This window comes from Microcoleus sp. BROC3 (assembly GCF_036702515.1).
In the GTDB taxonomy this organism is placed as follows: Bacteria; Cyanobacteriota; Cyanobacteriia; order Cyanobacteriales; family Microcoleaceae; genus Microcoleus.
In genome coordinates this window covers 1-21,282 of the sequence record NZ_JAUBTQ010000071.1, presented here as the reverse complement: position 1 = coordinate 21,282, position 21,282 = coordinate 1, and the positions used below count along the sequence as shown (strand labels likewise).

At 46.6% G+C, this 21,282-nt stretch carries 22 protein-coding genes; 18 read left to right on the top strand and 4 right to left on the bottom strand.

Features of this window, described 5'->3' with window-relative positions; translation table 11 throughout:
• Window positions 1-104: 104 nt before the first annotated feature.
• A complete protein-coding gene (locus tag QUB30_RS29480; RefSeq protein ID WP_333341258.1) occupies window positions 105-305 on the top strand; it encodes a DUF4339 domain-containing protein in 201 nt (66 codons plus the stop codon).
• 376 nt (window positions 306-681) lie between these two features.
• On the opposite strand, the gene QUB30_RS29475 is transcribed toward QUB30_RS29480, so the two are convergent.
• Window positions 682-1,242, bottom strand: a complete 561-nt coding sequence (locus tag QUB30_RS29475) for a leucine-rich repeat domain-containing protein (RefSeq protein ID WP_333341255.1) — start codon at window positions 1,240-1,242, stop codon at window positions 682-684.
• A gap of 30 nt (window positions 1,243-1,272) precedes the next feature.
• On the opposite strand from QUB30_RS29475, the gene QUB30_RS29470 reads away from it, so the two are divergent.
• The 3 genes from QUB30_RS29470 to QUB30_RS29460 all read left to right on the top strand — a co-directional run bounded on the left by QUB30_RS29470 (window position 1,273) and on the right by QUB30_RS29460 (window position 3,799).
• Window positions 1,273-1,623, top strand: coding sequence for a hypothetical protein (locus QUB30_RS29470; RefSeq protein WP_333341252.1), 351 nt, complete (start codon window positions 1,273-1,275; stop codon window positions 1,621-1,623).
• Window positions 1,624-2,540: 917 nt separating this feature from the next.
• Complete coding sequence (locus QUB30_RS29465) at window positions 2,541-2,756, top strand: hypothetical protein (RefSeq protein ID WP_333341249.1); 216 nt, start codon at window positions 2,541-2,543, stop codon at window positions 2,754-2,756.
• Between the two features lie 146 nt (window positions 2,757-2,902).
• Window positions 2,903-3,799 (top strand): pirin family protein, encoded by an 897-nt coding sequence (locus tag QUB30_RS29460; RefSeq protein WP_333341246.1) that lies wholly within the window; start codon window positions 2,903-2,905, stop codon window positions 3,797-3,799.
• A 103-nt stretch (window positions 3,800-3,902) separates the two neighbouring features.
• On the opposite strand, the gene QUB30_RS29455 is transcribed toward QUB30_RS29460, so the two are convergent.
• A complete protein-coding gene (locus tag QUB30_RS29455; protein WP_333341243.1) occupies window positions 3,903-4,331 on the bottom strand; it encodes a hypothetical protein in 429 nt (142 codons plus the stop codon).
• Window positions 4,332-4,478: 147 nt separating this feature from the next.
• Here QUB30_RS29455 and bla point away from each other — a divergent pair, with 147 nt between their 5' ends.
• A complete protein-coding gene (bla, locus tag QUB30_RS29450) occupies window positions 4,479-5,444 on the top strand; it encodes a class A beta-lactamase (RefSeq protein WP_333341241.1) in 966 nt (321 codons plus the stop codon).
• Between the two features lie 201 nt (window positions 5,445-5,645).
• Here the strand turns inward: bla and QUB30_RS29445 are convergent, their stop codons facing one another.
• Window positions 5,646-5,897 (bottom strand): hypothetical protein, encoded by a 252-nt coding sequence (locus QUB30_RS29445; protein WP_333341238.1) that lies wholly within the window; start codon window positions 5,895-5,897, stop codon window positions 5,646-5,648.
• Window positions 5,898-5,919: 22 nt separating this feature from the next.
• Here QUB30_RS29445 and QUB30_RS29440 point away from each other — a divergent pair, with 22 nt between their 5' ends.
• A complete protein-coding gene (locus QUB30_RS29440) occupies window positions 5,920-6,159 on the top strand; it encodes a hypothetical protein (protein WP_333341235.1) in 240 nt (79 codons plus the stop codon).
• Here the strand turns inward: QUB30_RS29440 and QUB30_RS29435 are convergent.
• On the bottom strand, window positions 6,140-6,430 hold the full coding sequence (locus QUB30_RS29435; RefSeq protein WP_333341233.1) for a hypothetical protein: 291 nt from the start codon (window positions 6,428-6,430) through the stop codon (window positions 6,140-6,142). The two genes, QUB30_RS29440 and QUB30_RS29435, sit on opposite strands and share 20 nt — an antisense overlap.
• 165 nt (window positions 6,431-6,595) lie before the next feature.
• On the opposite strand from QUB30_RS29435, the gene QUB30_RS29430 reads away from it, so the two are divergent.
• From QUB30_RS29430 to QUB30_RS34000, 12 genes are all read left to right on the top strand, one after another.
• The gene (locus QUB30_RS29430) at window positions 6,596-12,565 is read left to right on the top strand and encodes an AAA family ATPase (RefSeq protein WP_333341230.1); all 5,970 of its coding nucleotides are present in this window, start codon (window positions 6,596-6,598) and stop codon (window positions 12,563-12,565) included.
• 5 nt (window positions 12,566-12,570) lie between these two features.
• Window positions 12,571-13,203 carry a response regulator transcription factor gene (locus QUB30_RS29425; RefSeq protein ID WP_333064553.1) on the top strand — a complete coding sequence of 211 codons (633 nt, stop codon included), beginning with the start codon at window positions 12,571-12,573 and terminating at the stop codon, window positions 13,201-13,203.
• A gap of 404 nt (window positions 13,204-13,607) precedes the next feature.
• Window positions 13,608-14,060 carry a cupin domain-containing protein gene (locus QUB30_RS29420; protein WP_333341227.1) on the top strand — a complete coding sequence of 151 codons (453 nt, stop codon included), beginning with the start codon at window positions 13,608-13,610 and terminating at the stop codon, window positions 14,058-14,060.
• Window positions 14,030-14,266 (top strand): DDE-type integrase/transposase/recombinase, encoded by a 237-nt coding sequence (locus tag QUB30_RS34005; RefSeq protein ID WP_445300563.1) that lies wholly within the window; start codon window positions 14,030-14,032, stop codon window positions 14,264-14,266. Before QUB30_RS29420 ends, QUB30_RS34005 begins: the two co-directional genes overlap by 31 nt.
• 155 nt (window positions 14,267-14,421) lie before the next feature.
• Entirely contained in the window at window positions 14,422-15,483 is a 1,062-nt protein-coding gene (locus QUB30_RS29415) for an NAD(P)-dependent alcohol dehydrogenase (RefSeq protein ID WP_333341224.1), read from the top strand.
• Window positions 15,484-15,981: 498 nt separating this feature from the next.
• Complete coding sequence (locus QUB30_RS29410) at window positions 15,982-16,557, top strand: TMEM175 family protein (RefSeq protein WP_333064550.1); 576 nt, start codon at window positions 15,982-15,984, stop codon at window positions 16,555-16,557.
• Between the two features lie 336 nt (window positions 16,558-16,893).
• Window positions 16,894-17,463 (top strand): DsbA family protein, encoded by a 570-nt coding sequence (locus QUB30_RS29405; protein ID WP_333341220.1) that lies wholly within the window; start codon window positions 16,894-16,896, stop codon window positions 17,461-17,463.
• A gap of 287 nt (window positions 17,464-17,750) precedes the next feature.
• Window positions 17,751-18,650, top strand: a complete 900-nt coding sequence (locus QUB30_RS29400) for an alpha/beta fold hydrolase (protein ID WP_333341217.1) — start codon at window positions 17,751-17,753, stop codon at window positions 18,648-18,650.
• 278 nt (window positions 18,651-18,928) lie between these two features.
• On the top strand, window positions 18,929-19,762 hold the full coding sequence (locus QUB30_RS29395) for an oxidoreductase (protein ID WP_333341214.1): 834 nt from the start codon (window positions 18,929-18,931) through the stop codon (window positions 19,760-19,762).
• 149 nt (window positions 19,763-19,911) lie between these two features.
• Window positions 19,912-20,472: a nuclear transport factor 2 family protein gene (locus QUB30_RS29390; RefSeq protein ID WP_333341210.1), complete on the top strand. Its 561-nt coding sequence runs from the start codon at window positions 19,912-19,914 to the stop codon at window positions 20,470-20,472.
• A gap of 62 nt (window positions 20,473-20,534) precedes the next feature.
• Window positions 20,535-20,747 (top strand): hypothetical protein, encoded by a 213-nt coding sequence (locus QUB30_RS29385; protein ID WP_333341207.1) that lies wholly within the window; start codon window positions 20,535-20,537, stop codon window positions 20,745-20,747.
• Complete coding sequence (locus QUB30_RS34000) at window positions 20,735-20,854, top strand: SDR family oxidoreductase (protein WP_445300562.1); 120 nt, start codon at window positions 20,735-20,737, stop codon at window positions 20,852-20,854. The genes QUB30_RS29385 and QUB30_RS34000 overlap by 13 nt, the downstream gene beginning before the upstream one ends.
• Window positions 20,855-21,282 lie beyond the last annotated feature (428 nt).

Below are 21,282 nucleotides of genomic sequence, written 5' to 3'. Positions count from 1 at the left end.
CGTGGCGACCGAAAGCCCAAGCTGTCTCCACCACAAACTTACCCGCTCCAAATCCAATAGAACAAGAACTCAATCAACTGAGTGCCGATGCTGGAGCAACTCGGATGCGACCTGCGAGACTAGCGATTCCCGAAGTTGCTAACTGGTACGTGTTCCGATCGGGTAAAGCCGAGGGGCCGTACACCGCATTGCAACTGTGGGAGATTCAGAAAATTACGGCTCGCACAAAAGTTAGGCGAGGAGAGGGTGACTGGCAACGCGCTGGTGAAGTTTCAGAACTGACCAAATATCTTACACAACAATAGATAGACCTTGATTTCCAAGTAGAACACATTACAAATTTGAAAGCATCCTGAGTAAAGCGGTTCCGATCGCACTTCTGCCAGAATCGCAACCCGTGCCAGCACTCAGCACCTAATTCTACAATTTTTCCCCTGACAGGGCGGGTATACAACTATTTCCCGTCTAAAAAAGGTTTTGAGTGCTCTTAAGTTTTGTTCTAATTGTCCGGCGATCCTAGTCGGTCTTGTTCTAATCCCTACCAAAAAAACCGATCGCCAGGGTGCAGGGCGAGGTTAGGCGGGGAAACGCTTATATTCTGATGAATCTGTAGCAGTTTAAAACCCTGGGTCAGGATATGCGGATTTTTTGAATAAAGTCAATGCTATCGGGGTACTGTGTCTAATCGGATAGCAGCTCAATCGCCTTTGGGATTGGGGTAATTGGATTGTTATAGAAGTCCCTGATCTGATTCGACATTTGCTTGAGGACTTCTGGGATGGAGGTTATCTGATTGTTAGCGAGGTAGAGGTGTGTCAGATTCGACATTTCCCCGATTGCTTCTGGGATTTTGGTTATTTGATTGATACTGAGGTCAAGCTGTGTCAGATTGGACAGTTGCCCTATGACCTCTGGGATGGAGGTAATCTGATTGCTATGGAGGTCAAGCAGTGTCAGATTGGATAGTTGCCCGATCTCCTCTGGGATGGAGGTTATCTCATTGCAACTGAGGCTAAGTATTTTTAAGTTGGTTAATTGAAGAACAGCATCAGGAAACTTAGTTAGCCATTTTCCCCTTTCTTTCCCTTTTTTCTGGAATGCCGTGAACACGAACGTGTCAAGCTGCGTACATTTGCCAATCTCCGACGGCAATTCCTCCAAATCCAACCCCGACAAATCCAGTTCCGTCAAATTTTCCTGGGCTGCCCGGTTAATTCGTCGCATTGCTTCGTCTCGCGTCATATTCTTTGTCTAGGTAGGATTCATTTCATTGTGACAATAATTTTTGTTTGGTGGAGAAGCCAGCAAAAATTAGGAGACGGCAGTATCCTGAGCGAGTCGTACCAGGTTCAAGCCCTAGACTGGGAAAATATTGAGTTTCCCGCCTATCCGTTTATAGAAATGGTGGCTTCCTTTATCTCTCGCAACCTATGCCGTCCTTATCTCTATCAAACCGTGGGTCTGGCTCTAGTACGCGAAAGCGACACAGAATTAGTTCGGCTATCATCGCCCAACGATTATCTGCTGGCAACGCGCATCCGTTGGGGAGTTCAAAGTCTGCTGCTGTGCTTGGGGCTTCGCTCGACCGCTTTGCAGACCCGCGTCCCGGATTTTAGATTTTAGATTGAGAATAATCTCGATCGAACCCAGTCCCAGATTGGCTGGAGTTGCGAGCAATCGGACTGAAAAGTAAAAATAAGCGCGATTCCCTACCGACTACCGGGGATTAATCAGGGGCGATCGGCTATGAGTTCTCGTGAATTTCCATGAGTCCTCATGAGTTTTCATGAGTTTCATTAATTTCCATGAGTTTCATGAGTCCTCATGAGTTTTCATAAGTTTTCATAAGCTTCGGATGTCTAATTATGTCTTTTTATGCGATCGTCCATCAACTTTTAGCGACTGTTACTGGGTAAATTCCACTCGCCGACGATCGCGTAAGAAATTTATGTAAGTGTCTCTATCTCTTCTAGCCGTAAGAAATATACGCGAGCGGATTCATTACCTGCTACAGTTGTTGGTTTTGCTGCTGGCGGTAGAGCTTCCATTTTCATTGGCAGTGTTTCCAGCGCGAGCGGTGTTACGGACGATGCTGTTGGTGCAGCTTCGGTTGTACCGAAGACAAACTCTTCCATCGCGCTACCCAGTGGTTTGCGTTTCTAGCATCATCACAGCGCTCCTGTAATTTCTTTAAAAAGTGGGCTGTACTATTTCCCGGAATATGAGGCTGGTTGAACTTTTAGCCTGTTGGAGCGAGATATGATAAGTACGATCGCGTGAAACGAATATTGCTGAAGCTGAATATGACTTGAGTTGTGTTTTTTATTAATTGCTCGCCGCCTCAATCCTACCTAAATTCAGCAGCGCCAAAAGTTCTAGTTGCTCCACAGTTCTGCTGGTTTATTGTGACTTGCATCACTTGTAACACGGACGCGGCTTACCCAACACCTTCAGTATTATCACGCAGAAAATAGCAGCACCATCACTTGCTCTTAAGGGAAGCAAGGAGATGATTGAGGTGTCGAGTTCAAAACAATCCCATGTCTCCAGTCAACCTTCTCCCCGGCGCTATCAACGAATTAATCGCCGCTGTCACCGATACTCACCGCCTCACTAAAGCTGACCGCTACGGCATGATGGCTGCCATCCTCGATGAGTCCACCAGCGAAGAAGAACGCGGCTCGCTCGAGCGCCTGATTCGCTTCCTAGTCAAAGGTCGGATTCAAGTCACTGACGAACTCTCCACCGTCTCCTAAGCAGAAAGCTGGTTGAGAACTCGACACTGTACAGCGACTTTCCGTTGGGAAAGTTTAAACAAGTCACGCTATACAACTCTCTAGGGATAGCTTTTTGTATAATGCGCTTTTGACACAGGCTTAGCATTCGCAATTTCACCAACATCATGACCGACAGCATCCAGCATTCCATCGAGCCGCACATTCAAGATTTGGGTGGATTCCAAGCCCGCCGCCTGCTTCCCTCAGACGTTCTAACACTGGTTGGCCCGTTCATCTTTTTTGACCATCTCGGCCCTGCGGTGTTTCCACCCGGCCGGGGCGTGGATGTCAGACCGCACCCGCACATCAACTTAGCAACCGTCACCTACCTGTTTGAAGGGGTTTTGCTGCATCGCGACAGTGTTGGCAGCGTTCAAGAAATCCGTCCCGGTGCAGTGAACTGGATGACGGCAGGGCGAGGCATTGTCCACTCCGAACGCACGCCCCAGGACGAGCGCAACAAAGAAGCCATCCTGCACGGCATCCAAACCTGGGTGGCGCTTCCCGATGAACACGAAGAAACCGAACCTTGGTTTCGGCACCATCCAGCTTCTGAGCTACCTGTTTGGGAGGATGCAGGAGTTTCGTTCACCCTGATTGCGGGTGAGGCTTACGGTCGCACTTCTCCAGTTGAAATATTTTCACCCATGATTTATCTGGACGTGCAAATGGCTCCTGGAACAGAATTTACTTTACCGGGCAATTACAGCGAACAGGCGGTTTACAGCGTTACAGAGGGGCTTGCGATCGATGGAGTGCCTTTAGAACAGCATCGGTTGGCGGTTCTAACTTCAGGCACACCGGCAAACATTTCTGCTTCAGGCAAGACTCGCTGCATGGTGATTGGCGGCGAACCTGTGGGCGAGCGGCATAAGTGGTGGAATTTTGTTTCGAGCCGGCACTCGCGCATTGAGCAAGCCAAACTCGATTGGAGAGAGGGGCGGTTCGGTCAGGTTCCTCAAGAGACAGAGTTTATCCCGCTGCCAGAAGAACCGCCTTTTCAAGCAGAACAGCCGCTGTGAACAGCCGCAGCAATTTAAATTAAGGAACTGTTTTTTGATTCAGAATCCGTATTTTCTCTTCCACTATTAGCGGATATTATTCCTAAACCTTTGAAACGCGCGATTAAGGTGACAGACCGAAATCTTCTGGTTCCCACAAACTCGATGCCGCGCGGCAGAACATGAGGACATCCTGAATTTGCTCTTCGGTCATGCTTTCATCGAACAGCCAAACTTTGGTGGTGGGAATGCCGATTTCGCCGTCTCCTTTCGTCCAAATCTTCATAGTTCGAGTTTCACCAATCGCAATCTTAGAGCGGTCTGCTTCTGCGATAAATCCCAGCGGATAGAATCCAACTAATTCAGTGCTTTGGGGATACATCAAATTTACGGCTAGCGTGGGGACAACCTTGCCGGTGCGGGGAGCTGCCCAATCCCGCAGCACGACTCTAATTTGAACCGCGCGCCCTTTCCACTTAGCCTTCGACCAATGGTTGGGCTGCTGTTTGTGGACGTTGTACACCTCGAAGAAACTGGGCGGGTCGGGATTCAATACTTCTCGGTTAACTCTAGAACTATCAAAAAAGCTCGCTGTAAGTTTCCCTCTAAAAAGCCAACGCACAGAGGTACAGGAATTAAAATCCGATCCCTAACTTATTCTATCCTTAATACGGCTTAACCCTAACCGAGAACTATTGACATGATTCCAGCGATTAAAAAAGTTTGGCTTTACACATTTTGCTTGTTTTTACTGACTCTTGGTTGCACGAGCGTTAACTCCAGCAATAGAGAAGATACTCCCAACAACGAGACAAGTGCACCGAGCGGTATCGCAATATCCAACGCCGAACGCACAAACGAATTGCGCGATCGGATCGAACAAATTTCTCAGGCGGCTCTAGGGCGCGTTGGAGTGAAAGCCACAGTGCTAGAAACCGGAGAGTCAGTCACTCTGAATGGAAATCAGCAATTTCCGATGCAAAGCGTTTACAAGTTTCCTATTGCAATGGCCCTTCTGGCTCGAGTAGACCGAGGAAAACTGAAGCTAGACCAGAAAATTCGTGTAGAAGCCAGCGATGTCCTCCAGGGCAGTCGGATTCTCGACGATTCATCGCAGGGAATGGAATTCACTCTGTCTGAATTATTAAAGTACATGGTTTCTGAAAGTGACGGTACGTCTTGTGACGTGCTCTTAAAACTCCTCGGCGAACCAAAGGTTGTCACTGAGTATTTGCGCGGTCTTGGCGTCAGCGATATCGTCGTTGCTCACACGGAGAAGGAGCTGGCGCAAGGCACAGCAGCGAAGTACCGCAACTATGCGACACCTGATGCCGCCGTCGTTTTGTTGCGCGCCTTTCACGAGGGAAAAGGGCTTTCAAAATCCAGTCAAGCTTTATTGCTGCAATTGATGACAGAGACAACTACAGGCCCAAAGCGCATTAAAGGACTGTTGCCTGATGGGACGGTTGTGGCCCACAAAACGGGTACTTCGTCTACTGTAAATGGAGTGACGGCTGCAACCAACGATATTGGACTCGTGACGCTCCCGAACGGACGGCATATGGCGATCTCCGTTTTTGTTTCAGATTCTAGAGCAAACGATGCGGTACGCGAGGAAGTTATCGCAAAAGTGGCGAAAGCAGCATGGGACGAATGGAGCAAATAGTTGCTGAAGGTGAAGGTTTTAACGGTCGATCGCTCTCTTTTATAGTGGAACTGATAAAGAACTTTTGTGATTCCTAAACCTTTGATACCACTATGCGCTGAGCACATTTTTAGCGACCGATGCCCTTTCACACAAAGTAACGCATTCTCTTTGCTCTGGTTTGTAGGGTTTCTCCGATAGGGCGGACGGTTAGTGGGCTAACTACTGTGCCGCCAGCCCGCTACAAAATTTCGAGGGTTTGGAGAAGTTCTTAACTACCTTGATGCGGGCTACAAAGATCGCTTTTATCCCTCCGCCTCCTTCAATCCATCTTCCAGCAGCACCCGCACTCTGGTCCACTTTTTTGCGCCCCGTCCTGGCTGCCAGCATCGACAGTTTGCGGTGCTCTTCTTCGGACATATCCACGGTAAACCTGACCGTCGCTTCTTTATCGGGCGCTTGCAGTTTGCTCATCAGACTACGCTCCTTTGATTGAATGGAAACTGATTGTGGTGCAGATACTTGCGGCGACAGTGGTGTTGCGGTGGGCGATGCAGCTTCCGGGGGTGTTGCGGGCAATGCAACTTCTGGTGTTAGCGATGCTGTGGGCGTTGCTGCTGGCGATACGACTTCTGGTGGTGTTGGTGATGCAGCTTCGTTTGTACCGAAGACAAATTCTTCCATCGCGCTACCGAGCGGTTTGCGTTTCTTGGTACTCATTTCAACACTCCCATGATTTCCTTAAACAATCTGCTGTACTCTTTCCCAGAATATGAGGCAGGTTGACCGCCCAAATCCCATACCGTAGCTGCTTGACCCGAAGAATCAGCAATTACTTGTTTTTGGTGGATGACCGATTTGAACACGGCTTGATGGTGGGGGCAAGTTTTCCCAACAACTCCATTGCTTCGGTTTTGAGTTTTGTCCCCTTCACGGCACGGCAAGCGAAACTTTACCGCTTGGGGCAGGCCTTGTCTTACCGATTGAGCTTGTTTGATGAGTCTCACCGCCTCGGTGGCTGATTGTACGTCGATATCGGCTGCATCGGCATCACGGCTAAAAAGAGCTTTGGCGGGGCGAGCGGCTGCTCAACCGATCCGATCTCGCTAAAAAATCTTCAATGGGTTATATAGTTTAAGGTATCTCCCACCGTACTCATCCAGAGAAGCTCTATGGTTGCTCTACCGGGTATTGCTATTCTCAGCAGAATTTACGAAAGTTCTAATTCTCTAGTGTATCGGGGCATCAGTGTCCAAGACGATCGAGCGATCGTCATAAAAATGCTCAAACAAGATTATCCATCTCCTCAAGAATTAATCCGCTACAAACAGGAATATAAAATTACCCGCTCCCTCAACCTGCAAGGAGTGGTCAAGGCCTACAGTCAGCAAGACTATCAACGCACGCTCATTATTTTTTTAGAAGACTTTGGCGGGGAGTCCCTAGAGCAATGGATGCACAAGCGTCCAGAGAACTTCTGCCCGATGCCCTTATCCACGTTTCTGGGGCTGGCGATCGACCTCACAGATATTCTGGGCAAAATCCATGCCGCCAATGTCATTCATAAGGATATCAACCCTGGAAACATTGTCTTCAATCCAGATACTGGTGTCGTTAAAATTATTGACTTCGGAATTGCTACCCAATTTAACCGCACGAATTCAACGTTCAAAAGCCCTCATGTTCTAGAAGGAACCATTGCCTACCTCTCTCCTGAGCAAACCGGGCGTATGAACCGTTTCCTCGATTACCGCACTGATTTTTACTCGCTCGGTGTGACGTTCTACGAGCTTTTAACTGGACATCTGCCGTTTCCCGCAACAGACACCCTTGAGCTAATCCATTGTCATATTGCCAAACAGCCTATTCCACCTCACGAACTGAAGGTAACAATTCCCAAACCCGTTTCAGATATTATTTTGAAACTGATAGCAAAAAATGCTGAAGAGCGTTATCAGAGTGCTTGGGGAATCAAAGCAGATTTAGAAAGTTGCGCTGCTCAATTAAAAGAAATCGGCCAAATTAATAGTATTCAACTCGGTCTTCGAGACGTTAGGGATCAGTTTCAAATTCCCCAAAAGCTGTATGGACGGAATAAGGAAGTGGCAATGTTACTTGAGGCTTTTAAGCGCGTTACTTCCGAAAAAATTGTACAAAATATTCCACAACAGGCACAAATCAGCAATTTAGCATTTAAAGTCGAAATGATGCTGGTTTCTGGCTATGCTGGAATTGGCAAATCAGCGTTAGTGCAGGAAATCCATAAACCAATCACCAAAAAGCGCGGCTATTTCATCTCTGGTAAATTCGATCAATTTGAGCGCAATATTCCCTACAGTGCGATCGCCCATGCCTTACAAAAATTGGTGCAACAACTGCTGGGTGAACCCGATGAGCAGTTGCAACAGTGGCGATCGCGTCTCCTCACAGCCTTGGGAAGCAACGGACAAATCATCATTGATGTGATCCCTGAAGTTGAGTTGATTGTTGGCAAACAGACACCCGTTCCAGAAGTTGGAGCAACGGAAGCTCAAAACCGCTTCAATCGAGTCTTTCAGCAGTTCATTCGGGTATTTGGTTCAGCAGAACATCCGTTAGTGATCTTTCTGGACGATCTTCAGTGGGCAGACTCAGCAACACTCAAGTTAATTGAGTTGATGATGACGGATGCCCAGACGCAATATCTGCTTCTGATTGGAGCCTATCGAGATAATGAGGTGAACTATTCACATCCACTAACGACCATGCTGGAGGGACTCAGAAAACAGGGAGCAACTATCAGCCAAATTACGTTAGCACCGTTGGAACTAAACGCGATCGCACAACTGATTGCAGACACATTACACAGTGACATCAGTACAATCATCTCGCTGGCAGAATTAGTATTGCGAAAAACAGGTGGCAATCCCTTTTTTTTCAATGAATTTATGAAAACGCTCTATGCAGAAAACTTGTTAAGCTTTGACCTGGAAAATCTCAGTTGGCGATGGGATATCACTCACATTGAAGCCAAGAACATCACCGATAATGTGGTGGAGTTGATGCTTGGCAAACTGAAAAAGCTGCCTCCAGAAACCCAGCAAGTTTTACAATTCGCCGCTTGTGTTGGTGCTGATTTTGATTTAAGCACCCTCTCTATCATTTGTGAAAGCTCATCTGGGGAAATTTTCCCGCAACTGATAGCAGCGGCTCAGTCAGGTTTAATTGTGCCGATATCTGAGTTAGATGAACAACTCTTGGTTCAGGATTACAAATTCTTGCACGATCGCGTCCAGCAAGCGGCATATATCTTAATTGATCGGGTGCAGAGACAGGCAATTCATCTTCAAATTGGGCGTAATTTACTTGAGAAGACTGAATCGGAATCGCTATCAGACTGGCTATTTGAAATTGTCGATCATCTCAATCATGGGATTGAACTGGTTACCGATCGAGCAGAACGTGATGAAATTGCCAAGTTGAATCTGCTGGCAGGTCAGAAGGCAAAGGCTGCGATCGCCTATAGTGTGGCAAAAAAATATTTAGCTACCGGGAGAGATTGGCTGGCAGGTTCAAGCTGGCAAATAAACTATGATTTAACATTAGAGTTATATACAGAAACAACAGAAGTCGCCTATTTGTGTGGCGATTTTGAGCAGGTGAAATACTGGGCAGCGATCGTTTTACAGGAAGCTAAAACAGTTCTCAACACTGTAAAAGTTTACGAAGTCAAAATTCAAACATTCATGGCGCAGAGTCTGCCATTGAAAGCAATCAATACTGCATTGCAAGTTTTGCAGCAGATGGGGATTTGTTTTCCCGAAACACCAAGTCAATTAGATATTCGCCTTGAACTAAAAACAATCACATCGCTCTTTAGTGAGAAACAGATCGCGGACTTACTTTATTTGTCCCAAATGACTGAGCCGAACCATCTGGCGGCGATACGAATCCTGTCAAGCATCACAATTGCTGCCTATATTGTTGATCCCGCTCTGATGTCTCTGCTTATGTCTAAACAAGTCAACTTGTTAATTCAGTATGGCAATACATTTATGTCTCCCTTTGTATATGCCAACTTTGGGTGGCTTTGTGGGATGAGCGGAGATATCGAGTCTGGCTACCAATTTGGACAGGTTGCTTTGGGTTTGTTGTCGCAGTCGAATACCCATTTACTCAGAGCTAGAACCTTGCTCATCGTGAATGAGTGTATCAATCCTTGGAAAAAACATATTAGAAACTCACTGGAGCCATTACTCGAAGGCTATCAAAGTGGACTGGAAACTGGAGATTTAGAGTTTGCTGCCTATTGCGCTCACGTCTACTGTCTCCAATTTTTCATCCTTGGAAAGGAACTTGTGGAGGTTGAACGCGAGATGACAACATACAGCGAAGCAATCCGTCAAATTAGGCAGGAAGCAGTACTCACTTGGAATCAAATATATCAGCAGACTGTCTTAAATTTGATGGGACGCTCAGTCAATCTAACCCGTCTAATTGGCGAATCCTACAATGAGGATAAACTGCCATATCAGGAAATAAATGGAATCGTAATCCTTCTAGTACATTTCCACAAACTTTTCCTTGGCTATCTATTTTCTGAGTATGATCAGGTCGCTGAAAACTCAACCCTAGTAGAAAGTCAGCTGAACATAGTAAGAGGGGGCACCATTGAGCCTTTGTACTACCTCTATGACTCTCTGGCAAGACTCGCAATATACCCTGGAAGCAGCGCTCAAGCGCAGAAGCAAATCCTCAAAAAAGTTGCCATTAGCCAGGAGAAAATGAAGCAATGGGCACATTATGGGTCAATGAATTACTTGCATAAATATAATCTAGTGCAAGCAGAAATTGCACGAGTTTTAGGTCAGTGGTTTGAGGCAGAAGACTTTTATGAACAAGCGATTCAAGGTGCTAGAGAAAACGAGTATCTTCAAGAAGAAGCATTAGCTTATGAGTTAGCTGCTAAACATTATCTAGCACGAGGTAGGGAGAAGTTTGCCCGAACTTATATGAAAGAAGCTCACTACTGCTATGAACGCTGGGGAGCAATGGCAAAGGTTAAAGATTTAGAAACTCGTTATCCTCAACTATTTTCTCAGTCATCTAATATAGTTTCTACATCAGTTCGCACCACGACTGGAACTAGCTCAAATACCTCACATATTGCTTTCGATTTAGCAACAGTGATAAGAGCATTACAAGCCATCTCTCGGGAAATTGAACTAGAGCAGTTGCTTCGTTCATTGATGCAAATCTTAATTGAGAATGCTGGGGCACAAATTGGATTCCTAATTCTGGAAAAATCAGGAGAATGGACGATTGAAGCGAACTGTGAACTGGCGGAAGGTGAAAGTGTTGCCACGACACAAGTGCTGCAATCAATTCCAATAGCAAATCGCTTACCTGAGTCAATTATTCAGTATGTACTTCGGACTCATGAATCAGTCATCCTCAATAATGCAACTCATGAAGGCAATTTTATTAATGATTCCTACATTCAACGTTATCAACCACAATCACTCCTGTGTTTACCACTACTGAATCAAAGCAAGCTAGTTGGTGTGTTGTATCTTGAAAATCAATTAGCGGCTGGGGCATTTACACCAGAGCGATCGCAAGTTTTGCATCTATTATCAACTCAAGCCGCCACTGCGATCGAAAACGCTAGGCTTTACTCAAAGCTACGTGAGAGCGAAAGTAAAATGACTCAAATTCTGGAAGCAATTCCAGTTGGTGTTGCAGTTGTAGATACATCAGGTCGCCCTTATTACTTCAACCAGCGAGCAACTCAGCTATTGGGTAAAGATATTGATCCTTCTGTGACACCCCATCAAATTGCACAGGAGTATCAAATCTATCTAGCTGGAACGGATCAAAAATATTTAACTGAAAGAATGCCAATTATCCGAGCGATAAGAGGTGAACGCACTAGGATTGATGATATGGAAATTCACCGAAACAATACCACAATTCCCGTTGAGGTATGGGGAACTCCTGTATTTGACGAGCAGGGCAATGTGACTTATGCAATCGCCACCTTTCAAGACATTACCGAGCGAAAACAAGCCGAGAAATTGTTAGCCGATTACAATCGAATCTTAGAGCAGCAGGTTGCCCAACGAACAGCAGCTTTACAGAAAAGCGAAGCCGAATTGCGCGATGTCTACGACGAGCTCCGCTTACGAGAACAGGAATTACGAGTGATTACGGACGCTATACCTGTTTGTATCACATATATAGATGCCAACCAGCGTTATCGGTTTGCCAACCGCACCTATGAGGAATGGTTTGGTTGTAGCCGAGGTGAGATTCGGGGCAAGCACATTTGCGAAAACTTGGGTGAGGTGGCTTATCAAGCTGTACAACCGTACATCAATCAAGCACTGGCAGGGCAAGTTATAACCTATGAGTCAGAAATTTCGTGTGTGTCTGACAAGAAATATATCAGTAATTTCCTCGTCCCTGATTTCGATGGCAATGGTCAAGTGAAAGGATACTATGGGTTAATCACAGACATCAGCGATCGCAAACGTGCCGAAGAAGCCTCAATTTTAGAAGAACGCAACCGCATGGCACGGGAAATTCACGATACGCTAGCTCAAGTATTTACAGGCATTTTGGTTCAAGTTGGTGCAGCCCTCCAAGTGCTAGAAGATGATTTAGAAGCAACACAGGCACATCTGGATATAATCGACGAATTGGCACGAATCGGGCTGAGTGAAGCTCGTCGCTCAGTCACAGCACTCCGCCCTCAGTTGTTAGAGGAAGGTGATTTATCGAGCGCCCTCAATCGTCTTGTAACGCAAATGAGATCTGCTACCGATGATACTGTTTTGATCTACGAAATTCAGGGTACAGCCTATTCTTTACCCGCCGAAGTGGAGAATAACTTACTGCGAATTGGGCAGGAAGCATTGACAAATGCAATTAAATATGCAAAAGCCGACGAAATTCGCCTTGAGTTAGTCTATGAAGATGCACAATGTAGTTTGTGCATCAAAGACAATGGACAAGGCTTTGGCGTAGGTAGCATTCCCTCGGTTGGCGGATTTGGATTGTTGGGAATGAGCGAACGAGCAGAGCGAATTGGAGCGCAATTGAGAATAGAAAGTCAACTAGGGCAAGGAACAGCAATTATTGTCATCGTCAATCGAGGATGAAAACTATGAGCAACCAATCCAGTACAATTCGCGTTTTAATTGTTGACGATCACTCCATTGTGAGACAAGGATTGGCAACCATCATTAACCGCGACCCAGAAATGACGGTAATTGCTCAAGCAGAAGATGGACAACAGGCGATCGTTTGCTTTGGCGAACATCAACCGGATGTGACTTTGATGGATTTGCGAATGCCGCAGATAGGAGGAGTGGAAGCTATTACTGCGATTTGTGCCCAATTTAAATCTGCCCGAATTATTGTGCTAACAACCTATGATGGCGATGAAGATATCTATCGCGGATTGCAGGCAGGTGCGAAAGGCTATCTGCTCAAGGATACAAAACCCAAGGAACTTCTCAATGCCATTCGCATGATTAATCGCGGTCAGCAGTACATTCCGCCAGAGGTAGGGGCAAAGCTAGTGCAGCGCATGAGTAATCCAGAACTGAGCGATCGAGAGCTAGAGGTACTGGGTTTAATGGGGCAAGGAATGAGTAATTCAGATATTGCAACTGCTCTAACTATTGGAGAAAGCACTGTCAAATCCCATGTCAATCGCATTCTCAGTAAATTGGGAGTAAGCGATCGCACTCAAGCCGTGATTATTGCGGTCAAACGTGGGATTGTCACTTTGTAAGCTGTGCTTTCGGTTAACTTTCGATTCCAACTTTAGTTGGAGATAGCCTTCCATTGTGAGATGGGTTATGCGATAGTCCATGCGATTCAATAAAATTGCCAACTGTGAGTGGACGACAGCCCAGAGTCGATTTTCTATATTAAATTTATGCAAACACCTATAGCAATTGGGTTGCAAGATTCAAGTTTGCTGAATACAGATCGCACACAGAGGAATGTAGGCGTAGTCGAATCCAGGTATCACTTGCAGTAAACATACTTTTCCTCAGAAACACCGTTAATTATTTGTCCCTCCTTCAAGCCAGGATCGTAAACCGAGTAGAGGGCCGCAATTATCGCTGCAAATAATGACGTGCTTCGATCCTCAATCCCACAATTATAAGAGGTAAAACGATGAACACCGCATTGAGTAAAAACAAAGTTGCAATTGTCAGCCGGAGCGAAGACCTCAATTGGTTCGATACAATGCCTGGTGAGCAAATGGCTATCCACGTACATAGCAAAGATGTCGGCGGGGCTTTCACAATCCTCGAAGTGCTTACCCCACCGTTCTCAGGCCCGCCACTTCACTATCATAAAGAGAGGGAGGAGATATTTGAAGTAATTGAAGGCAACTTTCGCTTTCACTGCGCGGGTGAAGAGTTTGAGGTTGGACCTGGAACATCAGTTGTTGTACCCCGTAACAGCGTACATGGATGGGTGAATCTTGGACCCGGAGAGGCTCGGATGCTTTTCCTCTTTGTACCCGGTGATATTGAGGAATTCTTCCCCCAAATAGGTCAAACGCCGCCTGAAGGTTGGACTGAGCTTTCATCTCAGCATGACACTTGGATTGTTGGAGAACCCCTCTCCGTTTAAGCTCCATCTTCCAAGGCTGCTACTGGAACTGCACTGAATTACAACAAAGCAAATATTTGAATAGCGTGATTGAGCAGGATCATCGAGCGTTCAAGCGAATTGTGAAGCCAATGACGGGATTCAAAACATTCAGTAGTGGGAAACGAATCTTGAGTGGAATCGAAGCAATGAATATGATGCGAAAACGGCAAGTGCAAGACATCTAACAAGGGAACAAATGTCTCTCAAGCCAGATTTATCGAAGCAATCTTGGGAGTGACTGCTTAAAAGAACACAAACGTTCAAGTTGGTTTGTTATTAAAGGATTTTTGCGACGCACCCAATATATCGTTCCTCCGACAAACAAGTAAGGAGACACACCATGCGAGCAGCACGAATGCACGGTTACAAGCAACCCCTTGTCCTCGAAGATGTCCCGATCCCAGACTTCGGGGCCGATGAGGTGCTACTCAAAGTCACGGCTGCGGGCATGTGCCGAACCGACGTGCAACTGGTGGACGGGTACTTTCGGCAGTACGCTGAGCTAACCTTTCCCACGACACCCGGCCACGAAATCGCGGGTGAGGTGCAGAATGTTGGAAGTAGGGTGTCCAAGTCATCCGGACTTCAGGAAGGCGACCAAGTGGTCATTGTGGGCGGTTGGGGCGACGGGACGTGCCGGCACTGCCAGCAGGGCAATACCCAAATCTGTGCACATAGAAATTGGCCTGGGTTCGGTCCGTACGGCGGTTATGCAGAATACGTACCCGTCCCCCCGAGGTACATCATCAAGGTGGACAAGCGCTTCGGACTGAAAGCCGAGGAACTCGCTCCGCTCACCGACGCCGGACTAACGCCATACCGCGGCATCAAGAAATTGCGCGACGCTGGTGCTCTCGGACCGAACCGTATCCTGGCAGTTTTTGGAATCGGCGGACTCGGTTGCTACGCTGTTCAGTACGCAAAGTTGCTCGGTGGCGGCGCGACGGTGGTTGCCTTCGCCCGCAATGAAGAGAAACTTGCCGTAGCCAAGGACTTCGGGGCTGATCATGCCATCAGTACGAAGGGCAAGTCGCTCGATGACGTTCGCAAGGAGTTAAGCAAAGCTACAGGTCAAGGTGAGGTCGATGCAGTTATTGATTGCGCTGGGGTCGAAGAAATGATCCGGTTGGGATTCGAGCTGCTTTCCATTTCCGGTCATTACTCGTCCGTGGGACTCGTCGGAGACAAGATCAGCCTGCCGCTCTTTCCTTTCGTCGGTCGCGAGCACACCTACCACGGCTCTTTCTGGGGCAACTACAACGACCTCAGCGAGGTGATTTCACTGGCGCAGCAGGGCAAGATCCGGCATGCCGTCAAGACTATTCGCTTCGACGACATCAACGAAAACATCGACCTCCTGCGGACGGGTGACATCATCGGTCGAGCCGTTATCAAATACTGACCGGCTCTGCTGCCCTGCGAGCACATGCGTTCGTAGGGCAGGATCTCGAAGTAGTGTTGGCGTTTAAGCAGTCAAGGCAATCCGAACCAAGCGCTGCCTCCGACCCAGCCGATAGGTTTTTCAGAGTTCGTGGCTCGTCGAGGGTCCGGGCAGGTGAGCTTGACCGTTAATAGATATGTTGCTTTAGTATCCGCTCAATAATTCGGGGTGGACTACCCACTCAAGAACGATTTTGCGTCATTTGAGGTGCATCGTTGAGCGATTTACCCCGGATTATTGAGCGGATACTTGCTTTATAACGGAAAAAATCGCTGGAAATCCCACGGTGCAAGGATTACAGCCATCGATCTAAAAAAGTCCGAAAGCCTTGCTACGGTTAGGTTTCATAGCTTTTTCCAGCTTATAAAGCAACAGGTCTGATGATTACGAGCGATTCTACTCGTAAGCTGTCAGCAGCAAAATAATCTTTGAACTAAGCAAAAAGGAGCCTGTATACAGATGGGTAAAGGGAGGTTAGAAACATTTAGCGATGGTGTGATCGCTATTATTATCACCATTATGGTATTGGAATTGAGAGCGCCCCATGAAGCCAACTTAACTGCCCTGCGTCCCCTCATCCTGGTGTTCTTGAGCTATGTGCTGAGTTTTATTTATCTCGGCATCTATTGGACCAATCACCACCATTTATTACAAGCATCTCGGCATGTCAGTGGTAGCGTCTTGTGGGCAAATCTGCATCTGCTGTTCTGGTTGTCGCTCATTCCCTTCGTCACGGCATGGGCCGGCGAGAACCTCTTCGCCACCTTGCCAGTTGCCTTTTATGGCACAGTGCTGTTGTTTTCGGCGATCGCTTACTACATTCTTACCCGCACCCTCATTGCTTGCCACGGTCAAGATTCCGCTCTTGCAGTTGCACTAGGTCGAGACTTTAAAGGCAAGATATCAGTGATGATTTATGCCCTAGCAATTCTGCTTTCCTTTGTAAACCCAGAACTGGCTTGTCTGCTATATGTCCTAGTTGCAATCATGTGGCTTATCCCCGACCGCCGTATTGAAAGGGCTTTAGCTTCGTAAAGAATGCAGATCTCAAGGAAAGTGAGCGCTAGCTAGTTACTACTCACTAAATCGAAGCGAAGTTAATTGATGGTTAAGTCGCAACTGACACCTGCATCCACTGAGGGAGAACTCTAAATTTCGATGGGTGTACCAACAGACATCTTTACGGCAGTCTAGAAATTGGGTAGTAGTGCATAGTAATGGTAAAGATTGTAGGGAGGCATTGCAATGATGTATACAACGTATCTACAAGGGTTTCAAATAACGCATATTTAATTTTTAGAGAGACCTAATGTAGGCTTAGCCCACTTTAAGTATCACTTGCGGTAAACATACTTCCCCTCGGAGGTTTCAGTGAACAATGACCCTAAACACCGCTTATTATTTGTCCCACCTTCACCCCAGGATCATCACCAGGGTATGTTAAGAGCCGCCGTGATACTGGTGATGTATGGAGATTATCAATGTCAAGAAAGTGCGGATGTTTATCGGTTACTGAAAGTCATTGGGCAACAACTAAGTATTGCGTTGGGAGAGGATTATTTGTGCTTTATTTTTCGTCATTTTCCGCAGATCCAAATTCATTCTCAAGCTGTACGTGCTGCTGAAGCTGCTGAAGCTGCTGCTGTCCAAGGTCAGTTTTGGCAAATACATGAAATTTTGTTCCTCCATCAACAACAGTTAGCAGATGGTTATTTAGTAGAGTATGCCAACGATCTAGGACTCGATATCTCCCAATTTCTGCACGATATGTTTAAGCATATACATCTTGAGCGCATCAATCAAGATATCGAAAGTGGCGTTCACAGCGGAATAACGGCTACCCCAGCTTTGTTTATTAATGGGATTCGGTATAGCGATCACTGGAATTTCGCTCCGTTAATAACAGCCATTACTACTGCAAATAATTTACCTCACCCATAAGACAGCAATAAAAATAAATTGCTGAAGGAGAACTAAACATGATGCAATGTCCTGAAAAAACACAACCGCTCAATGTTCTCGATATCACTCATCAATTTGCCTACTAATTTACCACTACAGCCGCAGAGCGCGATTTTAATGATAGCAACCGTCCATGTCGATAGCGATATGACAAAGATTTAAAGCGCTCTAAAAGTGGATATATCGGACAATAACAAAGAATGTAAGGAACTCGGTTCAAAATAGAACAGAAATCTTCAACAAATTTACTAACTTCCACAGCAGCTATGCAAAGAAAAACCAGTTTTGAAAGTAAAGGTCTAAAGTGTTCGGTCACCTTTTATACTCCGGATAAAATCGCATCTGGCGATCGCTATCCCGCAATTGTTATGGCTCATGGAATTGGCTTGACCAAAAAGATGGGGCTACCTCAGTTCGCTGAGTTATTCGTTCAAGCTGGGTTCGTCGTCACGCTGTTCGATTACCGCTACCTTGGTGCTAGTGAGGGAGAACCTCGCGGGCAAATTATCCCGACCGAGCAGCAGGAAGACTACCGCAATGCCATCACTTGGACTCAACTACAAAGCGAAGTTGACCCTGAGCGCATAGGTGTTTGGGGCTTTTCTTATAGCGGGGGTCACGCGCTGCATTTAGCCGCATTCGATCGGCGTGTGAAAGCGATCGTGGCACAAATGCCTACAGTGAGTGGGTTTCTTAACTCCCGTCGCCAAACCTCCCCACTTGAACTCGAAGAACTCACAAAACTACTTTCACAAGACCGAGTAAAACGGTATCAAACCGGAGAAGTGGGCTACTTCCCGTTAGTTGCTCCACCCGGTAAACCCAGCTTGCTACCGACACCCGACGCTTTCGATTGGGTGGAATCGGCTCAGAGTGCTAGCGAAGGAAGATGGGAGAATCAACTCACCTTTGAATCGGTTGAACACTGTCTTTATTACGAACCGATTCCTCACATAGAGGCAATCTTTCCCACCCCGCTATGCCTGATTGTTGGCGAGAAAGACTTTCTTGCCCCTGCCGACTTAGCCGTCGCTGTCTATGCGCGGGCGATGGAGCCGAAGTCTCTCACAATCTTGAAAGGCGGGCACTTTGATGCCTTCCAGGGAGACGGCTTCAAGATCGCAAGTACAACTGCCTTGAGATGGTTCAAGAAATATTTGAAATAAACCTGAAGCACCTGTTTTGTAACTAAGTTGTGCCTTCGGATGAATGTAGATTCCAACTTAAGTTGGAATCACCCTACCATCTTTAGATTGGCTAATTCATTAATCATACTATTGAGTAAAACTATCAACCTTGAGTGGACGACAAGTTCAAGTCAATTTCCTATATTGAATTCCTACAAACACCAATAGCAAATCAGTTACAAAATTCAAGTTTGCTGGATACGATGATATTGCAGATCGAAGCTTTGCTACTAACCCTAAAAATTTTCAGGAGATAGATGATGGCTCAAAGAACATGGCTCATTACTGGTGCTTCACGGGGCTTGGGTGCCGAGATGGGGAAAGCAGTTTTGGCAGCAGGTGACAGATTAATTGCTACCGCCCGCAATCAGCCTGATTTGCAACAGTTTGGCACCAATAAAGACGTATTAGTAATGAGCATGGATGTCACCGATGAGGCTCAGGTAAAAGCAGCGATCGCCACAAGTCTAGAAAAATTTGGACAAATTGATGTGTTGGTCAATAATGCGGGATTTGGTTTGCTAGGAGCTGTGGAAGAGTGCAGTGCCGAAGAGGTTGAGAGCGTTTATCGCACCAATGTCTTTGGGCTGCTGAATGTCACCCGTGCTGTGCTACCCAGTATGCGTCAGCACCGATCGGGACACATCATTAATATGTCGTCGATCGGTGGCTATCGCTCCTCCCCAGGATGGGGCATATATGGCTCAACCAAGTTTGCCGTCGAAGGCATTACCGAAGCTCTGCATGGTGAGTTAGCGCCGTTGGGGATTCACGTGACGGTGGTTGAGCCGGGATACTTCCGCACTGGTTTTCTCGATAACAGTTCGCTACGTCCGAGTGCAGTGCAAATCCCTGATTATGCCCAGACGGTCGGGAAAATCCGTGACGTAGCGACTGAACTTAACTACCAACAGCCAGGAGATCCTACTAAGCTCGCCCCAGCCATCTTGGAGATTGTCAACGCAGACGAACCACCTCTGCGGTTACCTCTAGGCACAGATACACTTCAGACAATAGCCGAGAAGAACGCTTACGTTGAGCAAGAAACGGCGAAATGGCGAACTCTAGCTGAGTCTACCGATTTCAGATAAGGAGTGGAAGACTCAGCCATGAAAAGGCAGTCATATCTCTTGTGTTTTTGATTGCAGAAATACTGATAGTTCGGGCTGTCTGACGTTTCGATTCGATAACAAAAACAAAATAGCGTTTTCTACACAAACTTAATCCAGAAAGAGGATTTATGAAAAAAGACACTATCACCCCCCACCATAAATTACTAATTAGCTTTGGATTAATTGGCTTTGGTTTGATGATAGCCACCGCAGCACCTGTGTCCAGTGCTAAAGCCGAACCAAAGCAAGCAGAGATTCGCCAGATTGTGCAATCTAATGAGAGTCAGAATAAAGAAATAGTACGCGAAGGCTTTGCCAAATGGGTAAATAACACTGGTAGTTTCTTCGATCTGCTGGCTGATGATGTGGAATGGACGATTACAGGCAGAAGTCCAATTTCCAAAACCTACACCAGCCGCCAGCAGTTTTTGGAGGAAGCGATAGTACCAATTAACGAGCGATTGAGCGTCAGAATAGTACCCAGTGTCCGAGGTATTTATGCCGAGGGTGACACGGTAATTGCCTTATGGGATGGAACAGCTACAGCCAAAGACGGCAAACCCTATACCAACACCTATTCCTGGTATATGACAATGAAAAATGGGCGTATTGTCAAGGTAGTGGCATTCTTCGATACCATTGAGCTTACCGATCTGTGGCAACGCATTCCTGTAAGTAAAAAGAATTGACAAACTATTGAAGTACAAGGCGAGCGCTAACATTTTGAAAACGAAGCAATAATGCGGTGGAAATGACACCAATCGCAACACCCTTTGGACGGCATTTCACCGCAGCCGAGGTAGTAGAAGGAATCGCTCTCTCTGGCAAGCGAGTGATAGTTACTAGAGCAGAATCAGGCATTGGAATAGAGACGGTATGCGCACTGGCTTTGACTGGGGCTGAAGTTACTCTGGCTGTGCGTAACATTGATAGCCAAGCAGCGTTATCCCCGTGGGAAGAGTAGGAACGCTCGATGAGATTGCCAAAGCCGTTGTCTTTCTCCCCTGTGACGACAGCAGCTTTGTCAACAGCATCGAGCTGTTTGTTGATGGCGGTATGGCACAGATTTGAAGCGCCCTAAGCACATCGGGCGAAGCGCTGCTTAGGGCACTCCGTCTTCTTCAATCTCAACAGCCACAGGGCTTACACAGTTACGCTATATGTAGCGTACTAATGAGTTGGCGAACGCTGAAGAACTGAGAGGCGATCGCCAGGTACCAGTTGCATAAATATTGAATTAAGCATTCAGACATCTAGATGTTTAGATGATTAAATAAACCGCAGGTGATGCGGCGCGCCACATTATCACACCTTCGAGAGAGCGAATAGGGGCAGACTCTTACAGTGCAGCAAGTGCTTGATTTTTGGGAAGCTCCACCGCTTCCAATCACCCGCAACCGAGCGCTACGTTGTTATCGTTAATTACTGGAGTTTAGACTAAGTAAAATCTCCAGGGATAAAAAAAGGGTGCCTGAATTGAAAAGCAGACCCCATTTGGC

Bases quoted from the DNA above. Each gene is read 5' to 3' on its own strand.
- QUB30_RS29480 (WP_333341258.1), top strand. From the start codon at position 105: ATGCGACCTGCGAGACTAGCGATTCCCGAAGTTGCTAACTGGTACGTG.
- QUB30_RS29475 (WP_333341255.1), bottom strand. From the start codon at position 1,242: ATGACGCGAGACGAAGCAATGCGACGAATTAACCGGGCAGCCCAGGAA.
- QUB30_RS29465 (WP_333341249.1), top strand. From the start codon at position 2,541: ATGTCTCCAGTCAACCTTCTCCCCGGCGCTATCAACGAATTAATCGCC.
- QUB30_RS29460 (WP_333341246.1), top strand. From the start codon at position 2,903: ATGACCGACAGCATCCAGCATTCCATCGAGCCGCACATTCAAGATTTG.
- bla (WP_333341241.1), top strand. From the start codon at position 4,479: ATGATTCCAGCGATTAAAAAAGTTTGGCTTTACACATTTTGCTTGTTT.
- QUB30_RS29445 (WP_333341238.1), bottom strand. From the start codon at position 5,897: ATGAGCAAACTGCAAGCGCCCGATAAAGAAGCGACGGTCAGGTTTACC.
- QUB30_RS29440 (WP_333341235.1), top strand. From the start codon at position 5,920: ATGGAAACTGATTGTGGTGCAGATACTTGCGGCGACAGTGGTGTTGCG.
- QUB30_RS29430 (WP_333341230.1), top strand. From the start codon at position 6,596: ATGGTTGCTCTACCGGGTATTGCTATTCTCAGCAGAATTTACGAAAGT.
- QUB30_RS29425 (WP_333064553.1), top strand. From the start codon at position 12,571: ATGAGCAACCAATCCAGTACAATTCGCGTTTTAATTGTTGACGATCAC.
- QUB30_RS29415 (WP_333341224.1), top strand. From the start codon at position 14,422: ATGCGAGCAGCACGAATGCACGGTTACAAGCAACCCCTTGTCCTCGAA.
- QUB30_RS29410 (WP_333064550.1), top strand. From the start codon at position 15,982: ATGGGTAAAGGGAGGTTAGAAACATTTAGCGATGGTGTGATCGCTATT.
- QUB30_RS29400 (WP_333341217.1), top strand. From the start codon at position 17,751: ATGCAAAGAAAAACCAGTTTTGAAAGTAAAGGTCTAAAGTGTTCGGTC.
- QUB30_RS29395 (WP_333341214.1), top strand. From the start codon at position 18,929: ATGATGGCTCAAAGAACATGGCTCATTACTGGTGCTTCACGGGGCTTG.
- QUB30_RS29390 (WP_333341210.1), top strand. From the start codon at position 19,912: ATGAAAAAAGACACTATCACCCCCCACCATAAATTACTAATTAGCTTT.
- QUB30_RS29385 (WP_333341207.1), top strand. From the start codon at position 20,535: ATGACACCAATCGCAACACCCTTTGGACGGCATTTCACCGCAGCCGAG.